Origin of the sequence: Agriterribacter sp. (assembly GCF_035445465.1) — a bacterium.
Classification (GTDB): domain Bacteria; phylum Bacteroidota; class Bacteroidia; order Chitinophagales; family Chitinophagaceae; genus Agriterribacter.
Map to the genome: position 1 here is coordinate 1 of NZ_DAOMQT010000068.1, position 19,803 is coordinate 19,803.

General features: G+C 43.3%; 17 protein-coding genes. 12 read left to right on the forward strand and 5 right to left on the reverse strand.

Annotated features, from left to right (window positions below):
- Positions 1 to 56 precede the first annotated feature (56 nt).
- Positions 57 to 806: a TonB-dependent receptor plug domain-containing protein gene (locus PLE34_RS19655; protein WP_324559766.1), complete on the reverse strand. Its 750-nt coding sequence runs from the start codon at positions 804 to 806 to the stop codon at positions 57 to 59.
- Positions 807 to 921: 115 nt separating this feature from the next.
- A complete protein-coding gene (gene rbsK / locus PLE34_RS19660; RefSeq protein ID WP_324559768.1) occupies positions 922 to 1,851 on the reverse strand; it encodes a ribokinase in 930 nt (309 codons plus the stop codon).
- A 173-nt stretch (positions 1,852 to 2,024) separates the two neighbouring features.
- On the opposite strand from rbsK, the gene PLE34_RS19665 reads away from it, so the two are divergent.
- Positions 2,025 to 3,500 carry a hypothetical protein gene (locus PLE34_RS19665; RefSeq protein ID WP_324559769.1) on the forward strand — a complete coding sequence of 492 codons (1,476 nt, stop codon included), beginning with the start codon at positions 2,025 to 2,027 and terminating at the stop codon, positions 3,498 to 3,500.
- Between the two features lie 197 nt (positions 3,501 to 3,697).
- Here the strand turns inward: PLE34_RS19665 and PLE34_RS19670 are convergent, their stop codons facing one another.
- Positions 3,698 to 5,038, reverse strand: coding sequence for a Gfo/Idh/MocA family protein (locus tag PLE34_RS19670; protein ID WP_324559771.1), 1,341 nt, complete (start codon positions 5,036 to 5,038; stop codon positions 3,698 to 3,700).
- A 286-nt stretch (positions 5,039 to 5,324) separates the two neighbouring features.
- Here PLE34_RS19670 and PLE34_RS19675 point away from each other — a divergent pair, with 286 nt between their 5' ends.
- The 8 genes from PLE34_RS19675 to PLE34_RS19710 all read left to right on the forward strand — a co-directional run bounded on the left by PLE34_RS19675 (position 5,325) and on the right by PLE34_RS19710 (position 15,330).
- Complete coding sequence (locus PLE34_RS19675; protein ID WP_324559773.1) at positions 5,325 to 6,083, forward strand: MBL fold metallo-hydrolase; 759 nt, start codon at positions 5,325 to 5,327, stop codon at positions 6,081 to 6,083.
- Positions 6,084 to 6,168: 85 nt separating this feature from the next.
- The gene (locus tag PLE34_RS19680; RefSeq protein ID WP_324559775.1) at positions 6,169 to 7,056 is read left to right on the forward strand and encodes a DUF808 domain-containing protein; all 888 of its coding nucleotides are present in this window, start codon (positions 6,169 to 6,171) and stop codon (positions 7,054 to 7,056) included.
- Complete coding sequence (locus PLE34_RS19685; protein WP_324559777.1) at positions 7,056 to 7,937, forward strand: hypothetical protein; 882 nt, start codon at positions 7,056 to 7,058, stop codon at positions 7,935 to 7,937. The genes PLE34_RS19680 and PLE34_RS19685 overlap by 1 nt, the downstream gene beginning before the upstream one ends.
- A gap of 169 nt (positions 7,938 to 8,106) precedes the next feature.
- Positions 8,107 to 10,260 carry a right-handed parallel beta-helix repeat-containing protein gene (locus PLE34_RS19690; protein ID WP_324559779.1) on the forward strand — a complete coding sequence of 718 codons (2,154 nt, stop codon included), beginning with the start codon at positions 8,107 to 8,109 and terminating at the stop codon, positions 10,258 to 10,260.
- A complete protein-coding gene (locus PLE34_RS19695; RefSeq protein ID WP_324559780.1) occupies positions 10,257 to 11,039 on the forward strand; it encodes a glycoside hydrolase family 16 protein in 783 nt (260 codons plus the stop codon). The genes PLE34_RS19690 and PLE34_RS19695 overlap by 4 nt, the downstream gene beginning before the upstream one ends.
- A 297-nt stretch (positions 11,040 to 11,336) precedes the next feature.
- On the forward strand, positions 11,337 to 13,487 hold the full coding sequence (locus PLE34_RS19700; RefSeq protein WP_324559782.1) for a PVC-type heme-binding CxxCH protein: 2,151 nt from the start codon (positions 11,337 to 11,339) through the stop codon (positions 13,485 to 13,487).
- A 107-nt stretch (positions 13,488 to 13,594) separates the two neighbouring features.
- Positions 13,595 to 13,900, forward strand: coding sequence for a high-potential iron-sulfur protein (locus PLE34_RS19705; RefSeq protein ID WP_324559784.1), 306 nt, complete (start codon positions 13,595 to 13,597; stop codon positions 13,898 to 13,900).
- Between the two features lie 35 nt (positions 13,901 to 13,935).
- Complete coding sequence (locus PLE34_RS19710) at positions 13,936 to 15,330, forward strand: hypothetical protein (protein ID WP_324559786.1); 1,395 nt, start codon at positions 13,936 to 13,938, stop codon at positions 15,328 to 15,330.
- Between the two features lie 96 nt (positions 15,331 to 15,426).
- On the opposite strand, the gene PLE34_RS19715 is transcribed toward PLE34_RS19710, so the two are convergent.
- The gene (locus PLE34_RS19715) at positions 15,427 to 15,567 is read right to left on the reverse strand and encodes a hypothetical protein (RefSeq protein WP_324559788.1); all 141 of its coding nucleotides are present in this window, start codon (positions 15,565 to 15,567) and stop codon (positions 15,427 to 15,429) included.
- Between PLE34_RS19715 and PLE34_RS19720 the strand changes: the two genes are divergently transcribed.
- Both PLE34_RS19720 and PLE34_RS19725 read left to right on the forward strand, forming a co-directional pair.
- Positions 15,568 to 15,933 carry a hypothetical protein gene (locus PLE34_RS19720; protein WP_324559790.1) on the forward strand — a complete coding sequence of 122 codons (366 nt, stop codon included), beginning with the start codon at positions 15,568 to 15,570 and terminating at the stop codon, positions 15,931 to 15,933. It begins immediately after the preceding gene.
- A 23-nt stretch (positions 15,934 to 15,956) separates the two neighbouring features.
- Complete coding sequence (locus tag PLE34_RS19725) at positions 15,957 to 17,564, forward strand: FAD-binding protein (RefSeq protein WP_324559791.1); 1,608 nt, start codon at positions 15,957 to 15,959, stop codon at positions 17,562 to 17,564.
- A 275-nt stretch (positions 17,565 to 17,839) separates the two neighbouring features.
- Here PLE34_RS19725 and PLE34_RS19730 read toward each other — a convergent pair whose 3' ends face one another.
- The gene (locus tag PLE34_RS19730) at positions 17,840 to 18,319 is read right to left on the reverse strand and encodes a CinA family protein (RefSeq protein WP_324559793.1); all 480 of its coding nucleotides are present in this window, start codon (positions 18,317 to 18,319) and stop codon (positions 17,840 to 17,842) included.
- Between the two features lie 638 nt (positions 18,320 to 18,957).
- Here PLE34_RS19730 and PLE34_RS19735 point away from each other — a divergent pair.
- The gene (locus PLE34_RS19735; protein ID WP_324559795.1) at positions 18,958 to 19,533 is read left to right on the forward strand and encodes a YciE/YciF ferroxidase family protein; all 576 of its coding nucleotides are present in this window, start codon (positions 18,958 to 18,960) and stop codon (positions 19,531 to 19,533) included.
- The last annotated feature ends 270 nt before the right edge of the window (positions 19,534 to 19,803 follow it).

A 19,803-nucleotide genomic window follows, 5' to 3' on the forward strand; every position in this document is an offset into this window, starting at 1 on the left:
GACTTGAACTAAGGACCCTTAGGGTATATCCTATGTTTTGCTGACACGCAGCTCGATTAATTTGGAGCAACCCCTGAATTTTTTGCCTGCAACCATAGCATTTCCCCGTATTCATTTATATCCAGCATCTTATAGTTACTGGTATTTCGTGCCACTCCTATTCTGCTGCTTACACTAACCTCGGGAGCCCGGGATTTTGTACCCTGTTTGGTTGTCACAACAATAACGCCATTAGCGCCCCTTGCTCCATATATAGCAGTGGATGCAGCATCCTTTAAAATCGTGAGAGATTGAATATCTGCGGGATTAATTTCATTAAAGCCACCGGTTCTGGGCACTCCATCTATTACCCAAAGTGGATTATTATTATTGATAGTACCCAACCCTCTGATCCTGATTTGAGCATCTGATCCGGGCAAACTTGATGTAGAAACATTTACACCGGGTGCCGCTCCCTGAAGTGTTTGCGTCAGATTCCCTACCGGGCTGGTTTCCAATACTTCTTTTTTAACAGTAGTAACACTGGATGTTAATAGCTTTTTTGTCTGAGAACTATATCCTACAACTACCACCTGATCCAACGCGCCGGCTATTTGGATCATAGTGATATTTAACTCAGTGAGGCCTGTTATTTTTACCTCCTGCTTCTCATATCCTGTTGCCGTGAATACCAGTACACTGTTTGGTGGTACATCAATAGAAAATTGCCCCGCAGCAGTTGTTGAAGTACCTGTGTTACCCTTTTGTACAACAACACTGGCTCCTTCAACAGGCTCACCGGTTGGAGATTTAACGACCCCCTTCATCGTAATTTTAGTTTGCGAAAATGCGATGAGAACGCAAAAACTCAGGACAGTGGCTAACCAAACCTTTTTTATTAGGTTAATACATGGCATAAGCATCGTTTAAGTTTTAAGTGGTTTATAATTTATTGACTGGAATATTTAGAATTAATTCATTACGGTTGGGTATAGATGATTGAGCCCCCATTCTGGTTACAGATATTGCTGCCGCCCGGCAGGCGAACTCTACAGCAGGCAACATCTCCTTCCCTTCAGCAATAGCAACACTTAAGGCCCCATTAAATACATCACCTGCAGCAGTTGTGTCAACAGCCTTACAATTTAGAGCCGGAATAATGCTGAATTCATTGTTGTGTAGCAGTACCGCTCCCTTACTGCCCAATGTGATTACTATTGTTTTTACCCCTTTATTATGCAATATTTCGGCAGCATGGCGTGCACCTGTAGAATCTTCAACTTTTACGCCGGTAAGTTGTTCCGCTTCATACCCGTTTGGAGTTAATACATCAATGAAGGGAAAAAGAGAGGAAATAAAATCATTTACAGGAGCCGGGTTCACGATCACTTTAATTCCTTTTGCCGATGCATATTCAACAGCATACTGAACTGCAGACATAGGTATTTCTAATTGCAGAAGAAATAAAGCAGGGTCTTTGATTTTTGTCAGGGCTGTTTCAACATCACCGGGCGTTAAGTTTGCATTGGCACCGGAAGCAACCACAATAGCATTTTCGCCAATGTCATCTACCGTTATTAAAGCAACACCAGACGGTGTGGTATTATCAGATAATATACCTGATGTATCAATGCCTTCATTATTGAAAAGCTGCACAGACTGCTTTCCAAAAACATCACTTCCTACTTTCGAAATAAACGCGGTGTTACCTCCGAGTCTTACAGCAGCAACTGCCTGGTTGGCTCCTTTACCGCCCGGATTCATTAAAAATTTGCCTCCTAAAATCGTCTCACCAGATACCGGTATATGATTCGCCTTTACTACCATATCCATATTGGTGCTTCCAATTATAACAATCATTTTTCTATTCATACTGGCTAAGCTTTGTTGCCTAAAATTATTAATAGGATTTGTAGATTTTTTACAAACTTGCAGGTAATTTAATAATTTTGATTTGACGGTTTCCTGATATAATAAATTTTATATACTGGTTATCAAGAGTTTATATTTATTAATACTAACCATTTTTTATAATTCTGAATAAAATGCTGATAAACGATCTTATCCAACTCGTAAGAACAATGTCGGGATCAGAAAAACGTATTTTTAAGCTTTACAGTAATAAGCAGGGAGGTGAACGAATTTATCTTGACTTGTTTGAAATGATGAATAATAGCGGCGCAGACATACAACAAAAGTTCACAAAGAAATTTCCCGGTAAAAATTTTGAAAATGCCTGTCGTTACTTATTAAAGCTTGTTACAGATTCCCTTGTTAATACACGTAAGGAAAAGGATAAATGGTTTCAACAATATCAATGCCTGATGCGTTCGAGAATTCTTATGGAAAGATCTGTAGGCCACCAGGCTTATAAAGAGTTAAAGCATGCGCAAAACCTGGCGTTAGAGCTTCAGGACAACCTGGTGTATTATTTTACGTGTTTTCTTGATATAAGATATTGGTCTGATGCAGGATTTATTGATAAATCAGAAGATGAAATAGTACAGATGCATGTCAATGCAAAATCTGCATTGAGACTGGTTCAGAAAATCCTCGACCAATCTTCATTATTTGACACACTAAAATACCGGGGACTTCATTCCGGAAAATCATTTTCAAAAAAAGACGATGAAAAATTAAACGACCTGCTGATCAGCGAGCTCAGTTTGATTACGAGGGAATTCCACGATAATTTTGAATCCAACAAACTGCATCTTTTGTTTCAGTCTTTCTTTTTTATTAACAGCGGTGACTACAGAGCATCCCTTAAATGTTTTTATGAGTTGAATGAACTCTTTGAAAAGAATGAATCCGTATGGCATTTTCCTCCTTATGAATACCAGGCTACGCTGGAAGGAATTTTAGACAATCTTCGAACCATCAGGCACTACGATGAGATGAGCTATTATATAGAAAAATTAGAGAAGCTGGCAGAAAAAAACTATCCGGAAAACTTCAAAACAACTTCTTTACAAACAATATTTATCTATAGATTAACAGCGCTTCTTCATAGGCAGAAATTTGCTGAGGCAAAGCTGGTAGTACAAAATATCCCTTCGTATTTATTGAAAGACGCAACCGTTTTTGATTTTGAGAAACTGGCGGAATTGCATTTTAATATTAGTCTTATACACTTTCATGAAAAAAAATATTCAAAAGCAATTCGTCAGTTGAACTTCGTTAATAAGCTTGGTAAAGTAAATTTCAATCTTTCTGTGTATAAAGTGTCCAGGTTAATACAGATAGTAATACACTATGAGCTACATGATCTGGAATACCTGGAATACGAAATAAGGTCATATAAAAGGGTATTTAAGAAGATGGGCAAAGCTTCATTTATAGAACACCTGGTGCTTTCTGTTATTAAATTTGATCCACACAAAAAATCAAACCCTGTAAAGTCAAACTACTGGAAGAGAGTTTCGGGGCAGATAGAAACAATAATGGAAAGCAGATACGAAAAGCAAATATTAAAATATTATGACTTTGCATACTGGATTAAATGTAAATTAACCCGATAAGCATTTATCTGCGCCAAATATCAATTGTTAGATTGTTTCTGCCCGGCTCTAAAAAATCAGGATAATGAGAAGCCTTTTTTGCCGGCAGGTAGCCATGAGCGAGACTCGGCCAGGAAAGTGGAATGCCGCGCGGCATTGCAACGCGGCATTCCCTGACGCTTTTTTGTATAAAGTAACTGTTTTCCTAAAACCAGACTTTAGAAATTTCTATACTCACCACTTAAGAATTTATTCGCTTCTTCTTCTTTGAAGCGCGCATTTTTTCCATCCCAGTTCAGTGTTTGGCCGGGGAACCTGGCGGCTACCACACCCAGCAAAATCACTTCCGTTAATTTTGCTGCATAAGAGAACGGTGCACTGCATTCGGCTTTTCCCAGGCAGGCATCCACAAATTCGTGATAGTGCTTTTCGCCTTCAATGTCGTAGCTGGTAACGGGTTTTCCGGCCTTGCCTTTGGGGTCGTATTTTTTTATATTAATAGCTTCATACTTATTGTTAACAATTAACCGGGGCAGTTCCATAAAATGAGGCAGCAACAGGCGTTTCCCATTTTCACCAATGAACATAGCACCCTGGTCGGGTAGTTTTTGTCCATCGGGCAGCAGCAGGTCTTTTTCAGGTTCAGGTGCGCCCTTTCCGTCAAACCAAACCCACTCCAGCGTTTTAGCCGTATAGGGTGTTTGAGGGAACACATAGGTTACATGATTTTTTTCGGGATGTCCAAAATCGTTAGGAGCCCTGCACGAATTTTTAACCGTTAATGGAACGCTCAATTTTAAAGCGTTATAGGGCGTGTCAAAAATATGAACACCCATATCGCCTAAAGTACCGCAACCGTAATCAATACATTTTCTCCAGTTGCCGGGGTGATAAAATCCTTCTTTATACGGTCTTTCCTTAGCCGTGCCCAGCCACAGGTTCCAATCCAATCCTTCCGGTACAGGGTCACTTCCTTCTGGCTCAGGACCGTCATATCCCCATACTTTGGGCGACCAGGCAATTACTTTTTTTACTTTACCGATAATGCCTTCCTGAATTAAAATAGTAGCCAGTTTATAATCGTAGAAGGAGTGCACCTGGATGCCCATTTGCGTTACCAGTTTTTTCTGCTGTGCCAGTGCGTCCATTTTTCTTGATTCAGCAATATAATGCGTAAGGGGTTTTTGGCAATACACGTTTTTATTCATTTCCATAGCCTTCAACGCAACCGGCGCGTGTGCATGGTCGGGAGTGGAAACCACTACAGCGTCAATCTCACCGCCTATACTTGTGAACATTTCCCTGTAATCGGCAAAGGTTTTGGCATTGGGATAACTGGCTTTTACGGTATTGAGCTTGCTTGCATCAACATCGCATAATGCCACAATTTCTACCGATGGGTGAGATGCAATGTCTTTCAGATCGTTTAGCCCCATAGAACCCAGTCCAACTTGTGCAACCCGTAGTTTTTTGTCGGATGCAAATGCCGATGGTGAAAATGGAAACATGAAAGCCAGCGTTCCTGTAGCCGTGGTTTTTATAAAATTTCTTCTTTTCATTGTGCTTGTTTATTTATTATCTTTTTCGAACGGCTATAAAAATAGGAAACAATTTTGTTATGCCGGTTTTAAATCTCTTCTTCCCTGTAAAGATCCCCTATGGGTGCATTTAAAATTGTCGCCGGTTGGTGGGGACACCAACCGGGGCGGCCTGCCGTGGGCGGTGTCTCCACCGCCCACACGAAGCAAAGCGGTGCGACAATTTTAAATGCACCCTCTCCTATCACCTCAACTTAGATCTGCAAAAGAATCACTACCTTAATGCCATCATAACTAAAACGGATGTATGAAAATGATCATGATCTTTTTCTGTGTGTTTGCCTTAACCAAAGCAAATGCACAGCTAACAACGCCTGACACTATCATTACATCACAGGGAGATATTATTGTTCAACCTGTATTTCATGGAGCTTTGGTGCTGCAATGGAATGGTAAGTGCATTTATATTGACCCTTATAACGGCGCCGGCGCGTACAAAACGCTGCACAAACCTGATCTGGTTTTGATCACGGATATTCATGGAGATCATATGGATATAAAAACCCTGCAGGCGTTGGATCTGAGCAATGCAAACCTTATCGTGCCCCAGGCTGTAGCAACCTTATTACCCGCTGAATGGAAAGAAAAAACGGTTGTCCTCAGCAATGGCAATACAACCGAACAATCCGGCATTTCAATACATGCCATCCCCATGTATAACCTGCCCGATGATTCCACTTCCAGGCATACCAAAGGCCGGGGCAATGGTTATGTACTTACTTTGGGGGATAAAAATTTGTATATCTCGGGCGATACGGAAGATATACCTGAGATGCGTAGCCTCAAAAATATTGATGTGGCTTTTATTTGCATGAACATACCCTACACGATGACGGAAGAGCAGGCTGCCGGTGCAGTGCTTGATTTTAAGCCAAAGATGGTATATCCTTATCACTATCGCGGCCAGGGTGGCTTCAGCGATACCCAAAAATTTAAAATGCTGGTGCATAAAGACGATCCTTTAATAGATGTGCGGCTGAAAGACTGGTATGCCGGCGGAAGATAATTTTTAATGGGTAATGCACAGGCGATCACAGCCGCGTTGTATCTTCACTTGTTCATATAAACGAAATAAAATTGAAGTAATACGAATGGCATCAGGAATATTTGCACTGCTCGATGATATTGCCGCGCTGATGGATGATGTGGCTGTGATGAGTAAGGTAGCTGCTAAAAAAACCGCCGGGATTCTGGGTGATGATTTGGCCGTGAATGCTGAAAAGGCATCGGGCTTTGTTTCTGACCGGGAGCTGCCCGTTTTATGGGCCATTACCAGGGGCTCATTTTTTAATAAGCTCATTATTCTGCCTTTTGCTTTTCTGCTGAGCGCTTTCCTCCCTGCTGCCGTTACCGTTATCCTGGTGCTTGGAGGATTGTATCTCGCTTATGAAGGTGCAGAAAAAATTTACGAATATATTGTGCCGCATAAGCATACTAAAGTGGTTGCACTGGCAGAAGATCTCACCAAAGAACAAATCCTGTTAAGAGAAAAAGAGAAAGTGAAGTCTGCGATTTTTACGGATTTCATCCTTTCCGTGGAGATCATTATCATAGCATTGGGTACGGTAGTGGGTACCCCTATTGTTTCCCAGGTTATGGTAGTTTCATTGATCGCTGTTCTGGCCACGGTTGGCGTATACGGAATAGTTGCCCTCATTGTGCGAATGGATGAGCTGGGGTATAAGCTTATAGCGCTCAATAATAAAAACAACAGCTTTTCAGATAAGGTTGGGAAAATATTAGTGGCTGCCCTTCCTAAAGTTATCAGGAGCATGGGTGTTATCGGCACGGTGGCTTTGATCCTGGTTTCGGGTGGCATTTTTGTACATAATATTGATTTTTTCCATCACCTGTTCCCGGTACTCCCGGCTTTTATTCGTGAAGGGATAGTGGGGCTGGCGATTGGTTTCATTGTTTTTCTCCTTATCGGATTGGGAAAGAAAATATTTAAAAAAGGAGTGAAGAAAACAGCAAAGTAATGAAGATATATCTGCTTTTAAGTTTCATCACTTTTTCATTGCCTGCACTTGCGCAGGATAGCATTCCTGTAGCAATAAAGGGAAGGCTGAACGCTGATGTCAATAACGAAACGTCCGGCCTTGCCGCCTCTTCCGTTAATAAAGGCCTGCTTTATATTCATAACGACAGCGGAGATATCAGCCGGTTTTTTTTAATTAGTGAGGGTGGAACACTGAAAGCTGTTTATACCTTCAAAGCTAACCCGCTTGCAAAGCATGGTGTAACCGATTGTGAAGATATGGCGGCGGGCACAGGCCCAAAAGGAAAGCGGTATGTTTATATCGGGGATATCGGAGACAACAACGCCAAAAGAAAATACATTACCATTTACCGGGTAAGAGAACCGAAGCTTAAACCTTCAGCAGGGGTTTTTGCAGGAACTACAGGTGCTGATCCGCTATACCTGAAATACCCGGATGGGGCACGTGATGCGGAAACGCTGATGATTGACCCTGTGGAAAAATTGTTCTATATCATTTCAAAACGGGAAGATTCCGTAAGCGTGTATACGACGCCGTTGTTTTTCAAACGGGGTGATACGGTAACGCTTGTTAAAAAGGCTACTTTATTTTTTGAAGGCAGTAACAGCGGTAAATGGATCTGCGGCGGAGATATATCCGGAGATGGCAGCCGGGTGCTGGTAAAGAATTACCTTAAAGTGTATTACTGGAAGCGTAAAGGAAAGGAGCCTGTATGGCAGTTGCTGATGACCCCGCCCCGCGAAATGCCGTACAAAACTGAACAGCAGGGCGAAGCGATCGGCTTTGCAACAAACGGAAAAGGATATTATACGATCAGCGAGGGAATACACCCGGAAGTGTATTATTATGGCATAGAGTAATCGCCGGGAAGAGGTTTGCTGCTGTAACATACATATTGAATCAGCATATCGTGTATTATATTTTTTATAATCCCATAGTATAGCTCCAGCTGCCCCGGCTCTATACTATCTTTAAGCGCCGGCCGCAAAACATACCGGTTTGATCAATGCATAACTCAATACGTTTCCAATGAAATTTGTTTTACCCGTAATCCTTTTGCTCATTTTTATTATTCCCGGCCATTCTTATGCGCAGGTTGCTGAAAAGCTGGTATTTTATGTTTCTCTTAGCGGCAATGATGGCTGGTCGGGGAAACTGGCAGCACCGGGTAAAAATAAAACAGACGGGCCGTTCAAAACTTTTGAGAGGGTCAAACTGGAAATTGAACAGTTGAATGAAAAAGGCAGCATGCCTGCACAGGGCATTGAGATCATTATTCGCGGCGGTGCTTATTTAATAGAAGAAACGATTATGCTTACAAACAAACATGCGGGAAAAGTTAATGCGCCTGTGGTATGGAAGCATTACGGGGATGAAAAAGTGCAGTTGGTGGGCGGCAAAGCAATAGAAGGGTTTCATACGCTTTCTGATCCTGCCGCCAGGAAAAGCATACCTGCTGCCTATCAAAAAAATATTCTTGAAGTGAACCTGAAGGCTCATGGCATCACAGATTTTGGTACCATTACGAATCGGGGTAAACCCGGGCTGGAACTTTTTTTCAACAATAAAAAAATGCAATTGGCCCGGTGGCCAAACGAAGGATGGGCAAAGATTGCAGATGTGCCTCAAAGGGGCGAACTGGTGTACCAGGGCGATCTGCCGCATATGCGTTTTGGAATTCCTGTTGGAAAGCATTACGGGCGGTTTACGTATAATGGCAACCGGCAGAACAACTGGTCGAATACCGGTGATGTTTTTTTACATGGTTATTGGGTATGGGACTGGTATGATGAGTTTGTGCAGGTACAATCCATTGATACCGCCACTAAGGAAATTTTTATACAGCCGCCGCATTCTCACTATGGCTATTCCAAAGAACAAAGATATTATGCTGTAAATGTGCTGGAAGAACTGGATCTGCCCGGCGAATGGTATCTTGATCGCTCAAACGGTTTATTGTTCTTTTGGCCTCCTTCATCCATCGCAACTGGTAAGACCTTTGTTTCTTTGCTCGATAACCCGGTGATGTTGCTTGACAATACAGAAAATGTACGGGTTGAAGGACTCTCGTTTCAGTTTTCACGGGGAAACGGTATTGTAATCAGAGGTGGCAGGAACAATCTTATTGGCGGCTGCACTTTTAGTAATCTCGGGGATGTGGCAGTAAAGCTGGAGGGTGGCGAGAACAATGGTATAGCTGCCTGCAATATATATGATGTTGCCGCCGGGGGCGCTATACTTAACGGAGGCGATCGTAAAAGTCTTACCCCGGGTGGGAACTTTGTGGTGAACAGTCATATACATCATTTTTCGCAATGGATCCGCACCTATCAGTCTGCCATCACTATTTCGGGTGTGGGCAATCGTGCAGCCCATAACGTAATTCATGATGCGCCCGGATCCGGTATTTTACTTACGGGCAATGAACATATCATAGAATATAACGAACTGCATGATCTTGCCCTGGAAACCGGCGATGTAGGCGCATTTTATATGGGACGCGACTGGACGGAAAGAGGGAATATCATTCGCTATAATTATTTTCATGATCTTACCGGACCTGGCGTACACGATGTAAACGCGGTTTATCTTGATGACTGGGCCAGCGGTACCACGGTAAGCGGAAATATATTTTACAATTGTGCAAGAGGCATCATGATCGGCGGTGGCCGGAATAATATGGTGGATAATAATATTTTCATTGGGTGCAAACCCGCGGTGCATGTTGATTCCAGGGGACTGGGCTGGGCGAAGTATTATTTTAACGGAACCACCAATACTCTGTTTGAGCGGATGGACGCCATGCATTACAAATTACCGCCTTACGCAGAAAAGTATCCTGCATTGTTATTATTGTATGATGATGAGCCTGCTGTGGCCAAATACAACACGCTCACGCATAATATTTCGTATCTGGGGAGATGGATAGATCTGCACGACGGACTAAACCTGAACACGGTACTGAGTAAGGACAATATTATTGCAAAACCCGAAAAAGAATTTATCAATGCAGGGGATCACATCATTAATGAAAACCCGGGGATAGGCAATTATAGTAACGGAGATTTCGTGCTCCAACAAAAAGCGTTGCGGTATGGATTTAAGGCAATCCCTTATCATAAAATAGGTTTGCAGAAAGATAAGTATCGTAAAAATCCACTTAAAACTTTCAACACAAAATGAGAAATGTTTTTTTAATTATCGCCTGCGCGTTTTGTACAGTTACGTGCATAGCACAAAGACCGGCTCAAAACCCGATGTCGCAAAAACGCTATACCCCTAAAAAAATGGGATATAAATTGGTGTGGAAGGATGAGTTTAAAGGAAATAAGCTGGATCCCCAAAAATGGGCAGTGCGGGGTGTGGGGCCGAGAGCCATTGCCTATGTATCGGAAGAAGCGGTTAAAGTGGAAGATGGTTACCTGAAATTATATGCACTAAAAAAAGGCGACAGCCTGTTAGGAAGCGCAGTGGGTACCCAGGGCTTATTTATGAGTAAATACGGATACTACGAATGCCGGGCGCAATTGCAAAAATCGCCGGGTGTATGGGCGGCATTCTGGATTCAGTCTACTGAAATAGCAAAAGGGGAAGATCCGGCGGTATTTGGCGCAGAGATTGATATTTTGGAATTCTTCAAAAAATTAGGAACAGACATTGTTTCGCATAATGTGCATTGGGCTTACGGACCCAACCAGCGCACTACCCGCGGCATGCAGAGTTATCTTAAAGGGGTGAGCGAAGGCTTTCACACTTTTGGTTTGGAGTGGACGCCGGAGAAATATATTTTTTATATAGACGGGTATAAGTTTTATGAAGTAACACAGGGCATATCACATATTGAGGAATATATGATACTGAGCATGGAATATCCCTCCACGCATGAAGAAATTCAGCACACGGTATTCCCTGATGTTTTTATTGTTGATTATGTAAAAGTGTACCAGAAGAAGGAGCGATAAACCTGCTTCAGCGTTCAGTTTTTTAAAAGCATTTTTAAATGAATGTATACAAATGCACAAATGTGTTTCCGGCTTGAAGTAGGAGCTTTGTCCGGCATTAACATAAAAGCCCAACTCTACTGCTACAGCTTGTCATTGGCACGCAGGAAGAATCTGTATTTGCCTGAATTATATACAGATGCTTCATCTGCTACGGCGGGCAGGGTGTCAGGATTCGGTTATATGCTCTCTTTTTTACATAATGCCGGAGTTTGTTTTTTAAAAGGAATAACTTTAATTACCTTAAATATATAAACCTTGCTGAATATTAATTGCCATACATGCCACGCTGCCGCGCTGCTCCTTTGCGGCTTATTGTTCTTTTCCTGTACCCAAAAGCGCTATACCGATGCGCTTTCTCCTGAAGAAGCAATGAAACATTTTCAGATTATTGAGGGTTTTAAAATAGAAGTGTTTGCATCGGAGCCGGACGTACTATCTCCGGTGGATATGGTTTTTGATGAACAGGGTAATATGTACGTGGTAGAAATGGGAGATTATCCTTACCAGCCCGAAATTGGCAAAGGCACAGGACGGATTCGCGTATTAAAAGATACCAATGACGATGGTAAAGCCGATACGTCTTTTGTGTTTGCCGACGGGCTTCCAAGTGCAACCAGCATGCTGCCGTGGAAAGGCGGGCTGATCGTAACGGCCGCACCGGATATACTTTTTTTAAAAGATACTACCGGCGATTTTCGTGCAGATATTAAAGAAGTGCTCTTTACCGGTTTTTTCGCAAGCAATTCCGAAGCGCAAATTACAAGCCTTCGTTTGGCGCCCGATAACTGGATCTATGCCAATAATAACGGGCAGGCGGGTAAAGTATATGCGGTAAATAATCCTGATGCGGATACATTGTCTATGGGAGGAAGTGACTTCCGGTTCAGGCCCGGGAGGGGCTTATTTGAAAAGGAATCGGGAAGCGGTCAGTTTGGACTGGCATTAGATGATTGGGGGAACCGTTTCTATACGCAGAACACCATTCATATTCAGCAGGCGGCCATTCCGTGGCGTTATTTACACCGGCACCCTTATTTACCTTCCGATCGTGTTGATATAAATATTTCCGATCACGAACTGGTGATGTTTCAAAAAACGCCACCGCCTTACTGGCGGCTTGAACGCAGCAACAGGCGGCAAAAAGATTATGATGAACGCAAACTGAACCGGAAAGAATATGCCGAAGGGCATTTTACCGGGGCTTCAGGAGGTACGTTCTATGGTGGAGATGCATTTCCCGGATCTTTTTATGGTTCCATTTTTACCGGTGATGTAGCAGGCAATCTCGTGCACAGGGATGTGCTTACGCTCCAAAATAACAGCCCCTTATTTGTGGCAAAACGTGCGGAAGGGGAAAATAACAGGGAGTTCCTCGCATCCACTGATCCCTGGTTCCGGCCGGCAAATTTTACAGTTGGTCCGGATGGATACCTGTATATAGTTGACATGTATCGCCAGCATATTGAAACGCCCGTTTCCATCCCGGAGGATCTGAAGAAGGATATGGATTTTACTAACGGTGAACAGTACGGCAGGATTTACCGTGTTGTTCCGGAAGGTGTTGAAAGAAAGAAAACTCAAATGCCTGATCTGAGAAGTAAAACTCCGGAAGTGTTGGTTACACTGCTTGCGCATCCCAATCAGTGGTGGCGTTTGCAGGCCCAACGGCTTTTATTAGAACAGAACGACCTGACGATCGTTCCTGCATTAAAAAAAATGTGTGCAGAGCACGCCGATGCAAGAGCGCGCCTGCATGCATTGTATACGCTGGAAGGCTTAAATGCGCTGGATGCCGGATTGATACAACAAGCATTGAAAGATCAGCATCCCGGAATGCGAACCCATGCTATAATACTTTCAGAACGCTACCCGCAATGCCTGCCCCAATTGTTAACGATGGTTAGCGATAGTTCGGCACAGGTGGTTTTGCAGTTGGCACTCAGCCTCGGTGAGTTTTCTTCGCCACAGGTAATCACGGCATTAGCTAACATTACAGAGCGGTATGGAGAAACGGCGTTGTTTCAAACCGCTGTATTAAGCTCGGATGCAGGATCTTCTATGGAGCTTTTAAAACTTTTGATCAGTCGTGGTATTTTTTTTAAAAGTGGCAGTCCTGAAAAGATGGCTTTCGTAGAGGATTATTTATATGCAATTGGTGCACGTAAAAAGAAAGAAGACATCCTGGCATTAATCACATTGTTGTCTCATCCCGAAGTTAAGGAAGCAATCAACTGGCAGCTTGCCGGATTAGAGGGATTCACTAAAGGACTACAAAAATCAGCAAATAAAGACAAGCCAGACCCAGAGCTGATCAACGTTTTGCAGGTATATGAATCAGGGGCAACAGGGGAAATTAAAAGTGCATTAAAAGCGGTAAGACAGGCGCTGGGTGATTCCTTACAATGATTATACTGGTGTTTTGATGAGAAATTTATAACCGGATAAAAGAGCAGATCACCATGCATGAAATGAATTCGCGAAGGTTGTTTTTACAAAAATGTGTTTCAGCCGGCATGCTGCTAACAGGCGGAGCGTTCATGCTGCATGGTTGCAGTGCTAAAAAGAAATCACCGGCAGAAGAGGATGGAAGTGAAGCTCCGGCAGATCCGTGCGGCGATTATACAGGCCTGTATGAAAATGATCTGAAAGCCCGTGAATCCATGGGATATGTAAAGCAATCTCCTATTCCCGGAAAGCAATGCGGCAATTGTAATCTCTGGCTTCCGCCGCCGGCAGGTAAAGATTGTGGCGCATGCCAGCTTTTTAAGGGGCCTGTATATACCGAAGGATATTGCACCTATTGGGCCCCGCAGGTATGATATTGAGATCAAGTAATAAATAAAAGCATAAAATAATGGCAGGTATCTTTCATAAAAAACACATAACGGTGCGCATGTTCTCAAAGCTAATAGCGTTGGGGTTACTGATACTTGTTGTCGCGGCCAGCCCAGGAAAGGCGCAGTCGGTTCGTGTGGGTGTTTTTAATGCAAATGTTACGCCACCCATCGGTAGCCCGGTTGCTTACGCCCGGGCGCGTTCAATTGTTGATTCGCTTAGTGCGAGAGGAGTAGTGATCCTTTCTGATGACAAACCTGTGGTGTTATGTGCAGTTGACTGGATAGGCATTGGCAATGAAGGGCTGGAGGAATGGCGGAAACAGTTGGCGGCAGCGGCAAATACTACTGTTGACAGGGTATCCGTGCATGCCCTGCACCAGCACGATGGGGTGCATTGCGATTTTACAATGGCGAGGGTTATGGAGGCATACGGATTGGGTGAAACATATTTTGACACAGCATTTTTACATAGCGCTATCCGGCATGTAGCCGAATACGTTAGTGCAGCAGTAAAAAATACCTTTCCTGTTACGCATCTCGGCTTTGGGCAGGCTATGGTAGAAAAAGTAGCGTCTAACCGACGTATTTTGGGAAAGGATGGCAAGGTAGCTATTATCCGCTGGAGCAAAATGACGGATTCCGCAGCCATTGCGGCGCCGGAAGGACTGATTGATCCCTGGCTGAAATGTGTAAGTTTCTGGAACAATGAAACTCCCGTAGCAGTAATGACGTATTACACCACACATCCCCAGAGTTATTATGGACAAGGCGATGTTACCTGTGAATTTATTGGTATTGCGCGTAACGCGAGAGAAAGAACGATGAACGGTGTTCCTCATATTCACTTTAATGGCGCCAGTGGAAATATTGCAGCAGGTAAGTATAACGATGGTTCCGAAGCGATGCGGCCGGTGCTTGCGGGAAGAGTGGAAAAAGCCATGCAGGAAGCCTGGGAGCAAACCAGGAAAACACCGGTAAGCGTAAAGGTTATGCGCTGGAAAAGTGTTGATGTTCAGCTTCCCGTAGGAAAAAACATTATTGAAGCAGATCTGAGAGCCACGCTTTCAGATGAAAAGTTGGCGATAGCCCAAAAACTGGCTGCAGCCGAAAAGCTTGCCTGGTATTTGCGTTCCGAAGCGGGGCAGAAAGTTACGATATCTTCGCTGCGGCTGGGCAAAGTTTGGTTGCTGAACCTGCCCGGAGAGCTGTTTGTGGAATACCAGTTAGCGGCACAGCAAATGAAACCGGGCAATCAGGTTTGCACTGCCGCTTATGGAGAATACGGACCGGGATATATTGGCACCAGAATTTCCTATGCACAGGGTGGTTATGAAACCGGCGGCATTGTTTCGGGTGTAGCTCCCGAAGCGGAAGATGTTATTATGAATGCCATCAAAAAAGTATTGAGATAAAATGATCTTCCGTTATTCAGGGGCGTAAATGATAAGCGGGCTTAAGCACTTTGAAAAAGACATGATGTGTCATTGGCAGGGTAACAGTTTTTCTTTTTAAATGTTCTTCCTGTAAATGCAGCCCTGGCTATAGCAGTTTTCGTCCTGTTGTTTTATCTTTGAAACTACATACAGCAGCAGGTTCTTTCGCTGATCCATAAAAACAGGCAGGCATTTTTTTACTTTTAAAAGATGCATATGGCTAATCGGATTAAAATAAAAGGAGTCTTCCTGATAACCGGAAGCATATTGATTGGTATTATACTAATCACCCAAAGCTGCAGCACTACAAAAGTGATCAGCCAATACGACTGCGATACTTTTGCCAACAATACCGTATACAAAAAAACAACCTGGAGTTATGCATGGGGCCTGGTACAACCAAAGGATATCAACCCCCGCTGTGATCCGCGGTTTAACCACCTTAATAAGGTAGTGGTAAAAACCAACCTGGGATTTGCCATTCTTTCCACCGTTACCCTCGGAATTGTTATCCCGCAACACGTGGAGTGGTGTTGCGCGCCCTACAGTCCCCCAACGGATTCATTGGGAAGCAGACCCTGATCAAACTTTTAAATTTTTTTACAATGCCCGACCATACTATTTTGCCCGATGGCGTGGAAAAGCTGGATATTACCGATTGGGAAAACGGCCATCAGAACTTCACCCACCGGTTTAAAAAAGGAGCTTCCTTTAAATTAAGGATCCCGTTCCTCCCCGCCACGCCTTCAGATCAGTACAAACAAACCACCTCTAATTTTCAATGGCTGATCAGTTATGCTATTGAGCATGATATTTCATTGCGCGCTATGGGAAACGGCTGGTCATTTTCGGACGTTGCGGTTTGCGATGGGGGAGTAGTTGATACCAAAGCGCTGCGGCTATCCTTCTGGATTCCCCGCAAGTTTATCGCGGATGATTATATCAATACAGGAAAGGGCACTGCCGATCTTTTTTTGGTACAATGCGGAATGAGCATCCTTGATCTGAATGAAAAGCTGGAAAAAGAGGCCAATCCAAAACGATCTATTAAAGCATCGGGAGCCAGCAACGGACAGTCCATAGCCGGCGCTACAGCAACAGGCACACATGGATCGGCATTCAGGGTTGGAGCTGTACATGATGCTATAGTAGGAATTCATCTCGTTGTTTCGCCAACGCGGCATGTTTGGCTTGAAAGTGCATCTTATCCGGTTGTCTCCAATGAATTTATTGAATGGATGGGGGCCGAACTGATCAGAGACGATGACCTGTTTAATGCGGCAGTGGTAAGCTTTGGCAGCTTTGGTTTTGTGCATAGTCTTATGATTGAAACGGATCCGATCTATTTACTGACTGAACAGCGCGCAGATGAAGTAAAATATGATGACGATCTTATTAAGGCCATAGACCATCTTGATTTCTCCGGAATTGAATTAAAGCTTCCCTATCCACCGGATGGGCCGGATAAAGAACTGTATCATTTTGAAGTGATCATAAACCCCCACAGGTTTGAAAAAGATAGCAAAGAAAAGGGCGTATATCTTAAAACAATGTATAAAATGCCTTATACGCCTGGTTACCCCAGAAGAGAAAGGGATGACCATGGATTTCAGTATGGCGACAATACGCTTGGGGTGATAGAAACTATTATTGACGGGCTTCCGGCCGATCTGTCGGCAGCATTGGTTCCGGCGTTGGTAAATCTTATGTTTCCGCTTGCCTTTAAATCGGCTGTTGATGCATTTGGAACAATTGGCGAAACTTTCAGTAACACTAAATTCAGGGGTAAAGCCATCAGCGCCGCTATAGGTATCGCCGCCGAAAATGTGAGCAGGGTGGTGGATGAAGTTATTTTTATTAACAGGCAATCACCATTTCCGGGTGGCCTTGCTTTGCGGTATGTAAAAGGAACAAAAGCATTGCTGGGTTTTACACGGTATGAAAAAACCTGCATACTGGAGCTGGATGGAGTGGAATCGGAAACTGCCAGGAATTTTTACCAAAAGCTTTGGAACAGGTTAGAAGCAAAAAATATCCCTTATACATTGCATTGGGGAAAAATGAATTTCAATCTCAACCCTCAGCGGATAAGGAGAATGTACGGCGATGCCGCTGTTGATACCTGGATTAACTGCCGGCATAACCTGCTGGATATAGCAGAACGGAAAGTATTTAATAACGCCTTCCTGAAAAGATGCGGATTGGACGGGTGAAGATAAATGAGGCTTTACCGGCAAACCAATTCCCGGCCGGATTGCAATAAAAAAAGACTCCGGGTTGAACCGGAGTCTCCGATGTTTCTTTTTTTCCTACGCTGGCATTATCCAGATCAGGTATGAGAGTATATTCTCAGGAACTGTTTTACGAGACCACCCCTTTCCGGAAACTTCTGCATATATAGTATAAATAATTGTGCCGGAAAATCCATCTCGTTATGCTATTAAGCGGAAAGATATTATTGGGTAATAAATTCTACAATCTGCACTGTTCAGGCAATAATTTCATGTAAAATATTTAACACTGTAATACAGTAAAATAGCTGGATATTGAACGGCTCGTCTTTATGGGGTATTAGCTTTCCCGTTTTTTTTATTTCGCCCTTAAAACCAATAGCATACCAGGCAAATACTTCATTACCGGATTCAGGAACCGGTGTGGCATAGCCGGTAATACCAATTCCCCAGTTGCTGCAAAAAAGCCTGCACACGTTCAAAGCCATTTCAGCCGCCACTTTTTCCGACACGCAATTGCATGCCTGCGCATGGATAGGTTCTATATCAAGATGCCTGTATTTTTGCGCAAGATTATAAACGGTAATTCCACCCTGGTAACATGAAATGGCTCCTTCGGCTGACGAGAAAGCCGCCTGCATCAGGCCGGAGGTCACACTCTCCGCTACGGCAATGGTTTCACCCCGCTTAAGCAGTATGCCGCTTATTTCATTCAGGCGAACAGGAAATAAATTCATGGAATTTGTTTTGCAGGTTTCTTATATAATATACAAGATATATGCCTGACTAAAAGTATTATACTTCAATTGGTCTTACCGCTTAGCCCTGGCTTGTCATTTGAATAGGATCTCATTAAACAGTATACAATGCCTGAAGGACCCAGTATCGTTATTTTGAAAGATGCAGTGCAACAATTTATAGGTAAAAAAATAAAAAGCGTTTCGGGGAACGCTAAAATTGATATCAGTTCCTTTGCGCTGTAATCTTCCTTTCGTAAAAAAACATTGCGGCGAAACCCATAGAAGAAGCTTTTTTTGTAATAACTGCCAGATAAGATATCGCTGATTGCAAATTAAGTTAGCGTGCATTCAGGGTTTCTTTCTTACCGTAATGATGCTCCCCGCTGAATATTCGTACGGCTCAATACCAGGCAACGTTAAAAGAAAATGCCTTCCTCATTGCTCAAACTGTGTAATATTTTCCTCCTACTATAGCGATGCAATGACTGTGTTTGTATTTACTTAAAAGGGAACCGCGGCAATCACGGGCATGGAAGCTGTTTTTTATAGCAATACATCAGTGGCATATCATTTGTAAACCTTACATGTTGAGATAATCTATTCTATTTATTCCTTACAATTTAAAAAATACAATTATGCCAAACACAAAGAAAGCACCGGGGCGTAAAACCCAAACCAATGGAGCTAATGCATCAGCTATGATGGGCAACAAACAATTAGAAAGTTTTTTCATGGATGCGCTTAAAGATATATACTGGGCTGAAAAGCATTTGACCAAAGCATTACCTAAAATGAAGAAAGCAGCTACCACCAGTCAATTGAAGGATGCCATTGAAGAACATCTGGGGCAAACACAGGAGCATGTAGGCCGGCTGGAGCAGGTATTTGAAATGCTTGGTAAAAAAGCCCAGGCAAAAAAATGTGATGCCATGGAAGGACTGGTAAAGGAAGGTGAAAGTGTTATTGAAGAAACGGAAGATGGAAGCATGACAAGAGACGTGGGCATTATTATGTCGGCTCAAAAAGTGGAGCATTATGAAATTGCGGCTTACGGAGGCTTAACCCAGCTTGCCCGTACCATGGGCTTGGAAGATGTAGCCGGCATTTTACATGACACACTCGAAGAAGAAAAGCAGGCCGATATGTTGCTTACGGAAATAGCCGAAAATAATATCAATTGGGAAGCAGAGCAGGAAGATGAAGCAGGATAAGTAAAAAATGCACCATCGTATACAGAACCCATATTTTATCAGTTGTGCTGGTGGATGTATGCCGGTGCGTGTAATGAAGCCGCAGTTTTGCAGATCGGCGGGATGCATCATTGTATTCTGTAGCGTCTGCCAATTGCGGCTTTATCATGGGCATCAGCCGGCAGAACAGCTATGCGGGTGTTATATAAAATATTATGCAAACGGGGTGTATTCCAAATTGTCGCATTGCTTTGCTTCATGTGGGCGGTGAAGACACCGCCCACGGCGGGC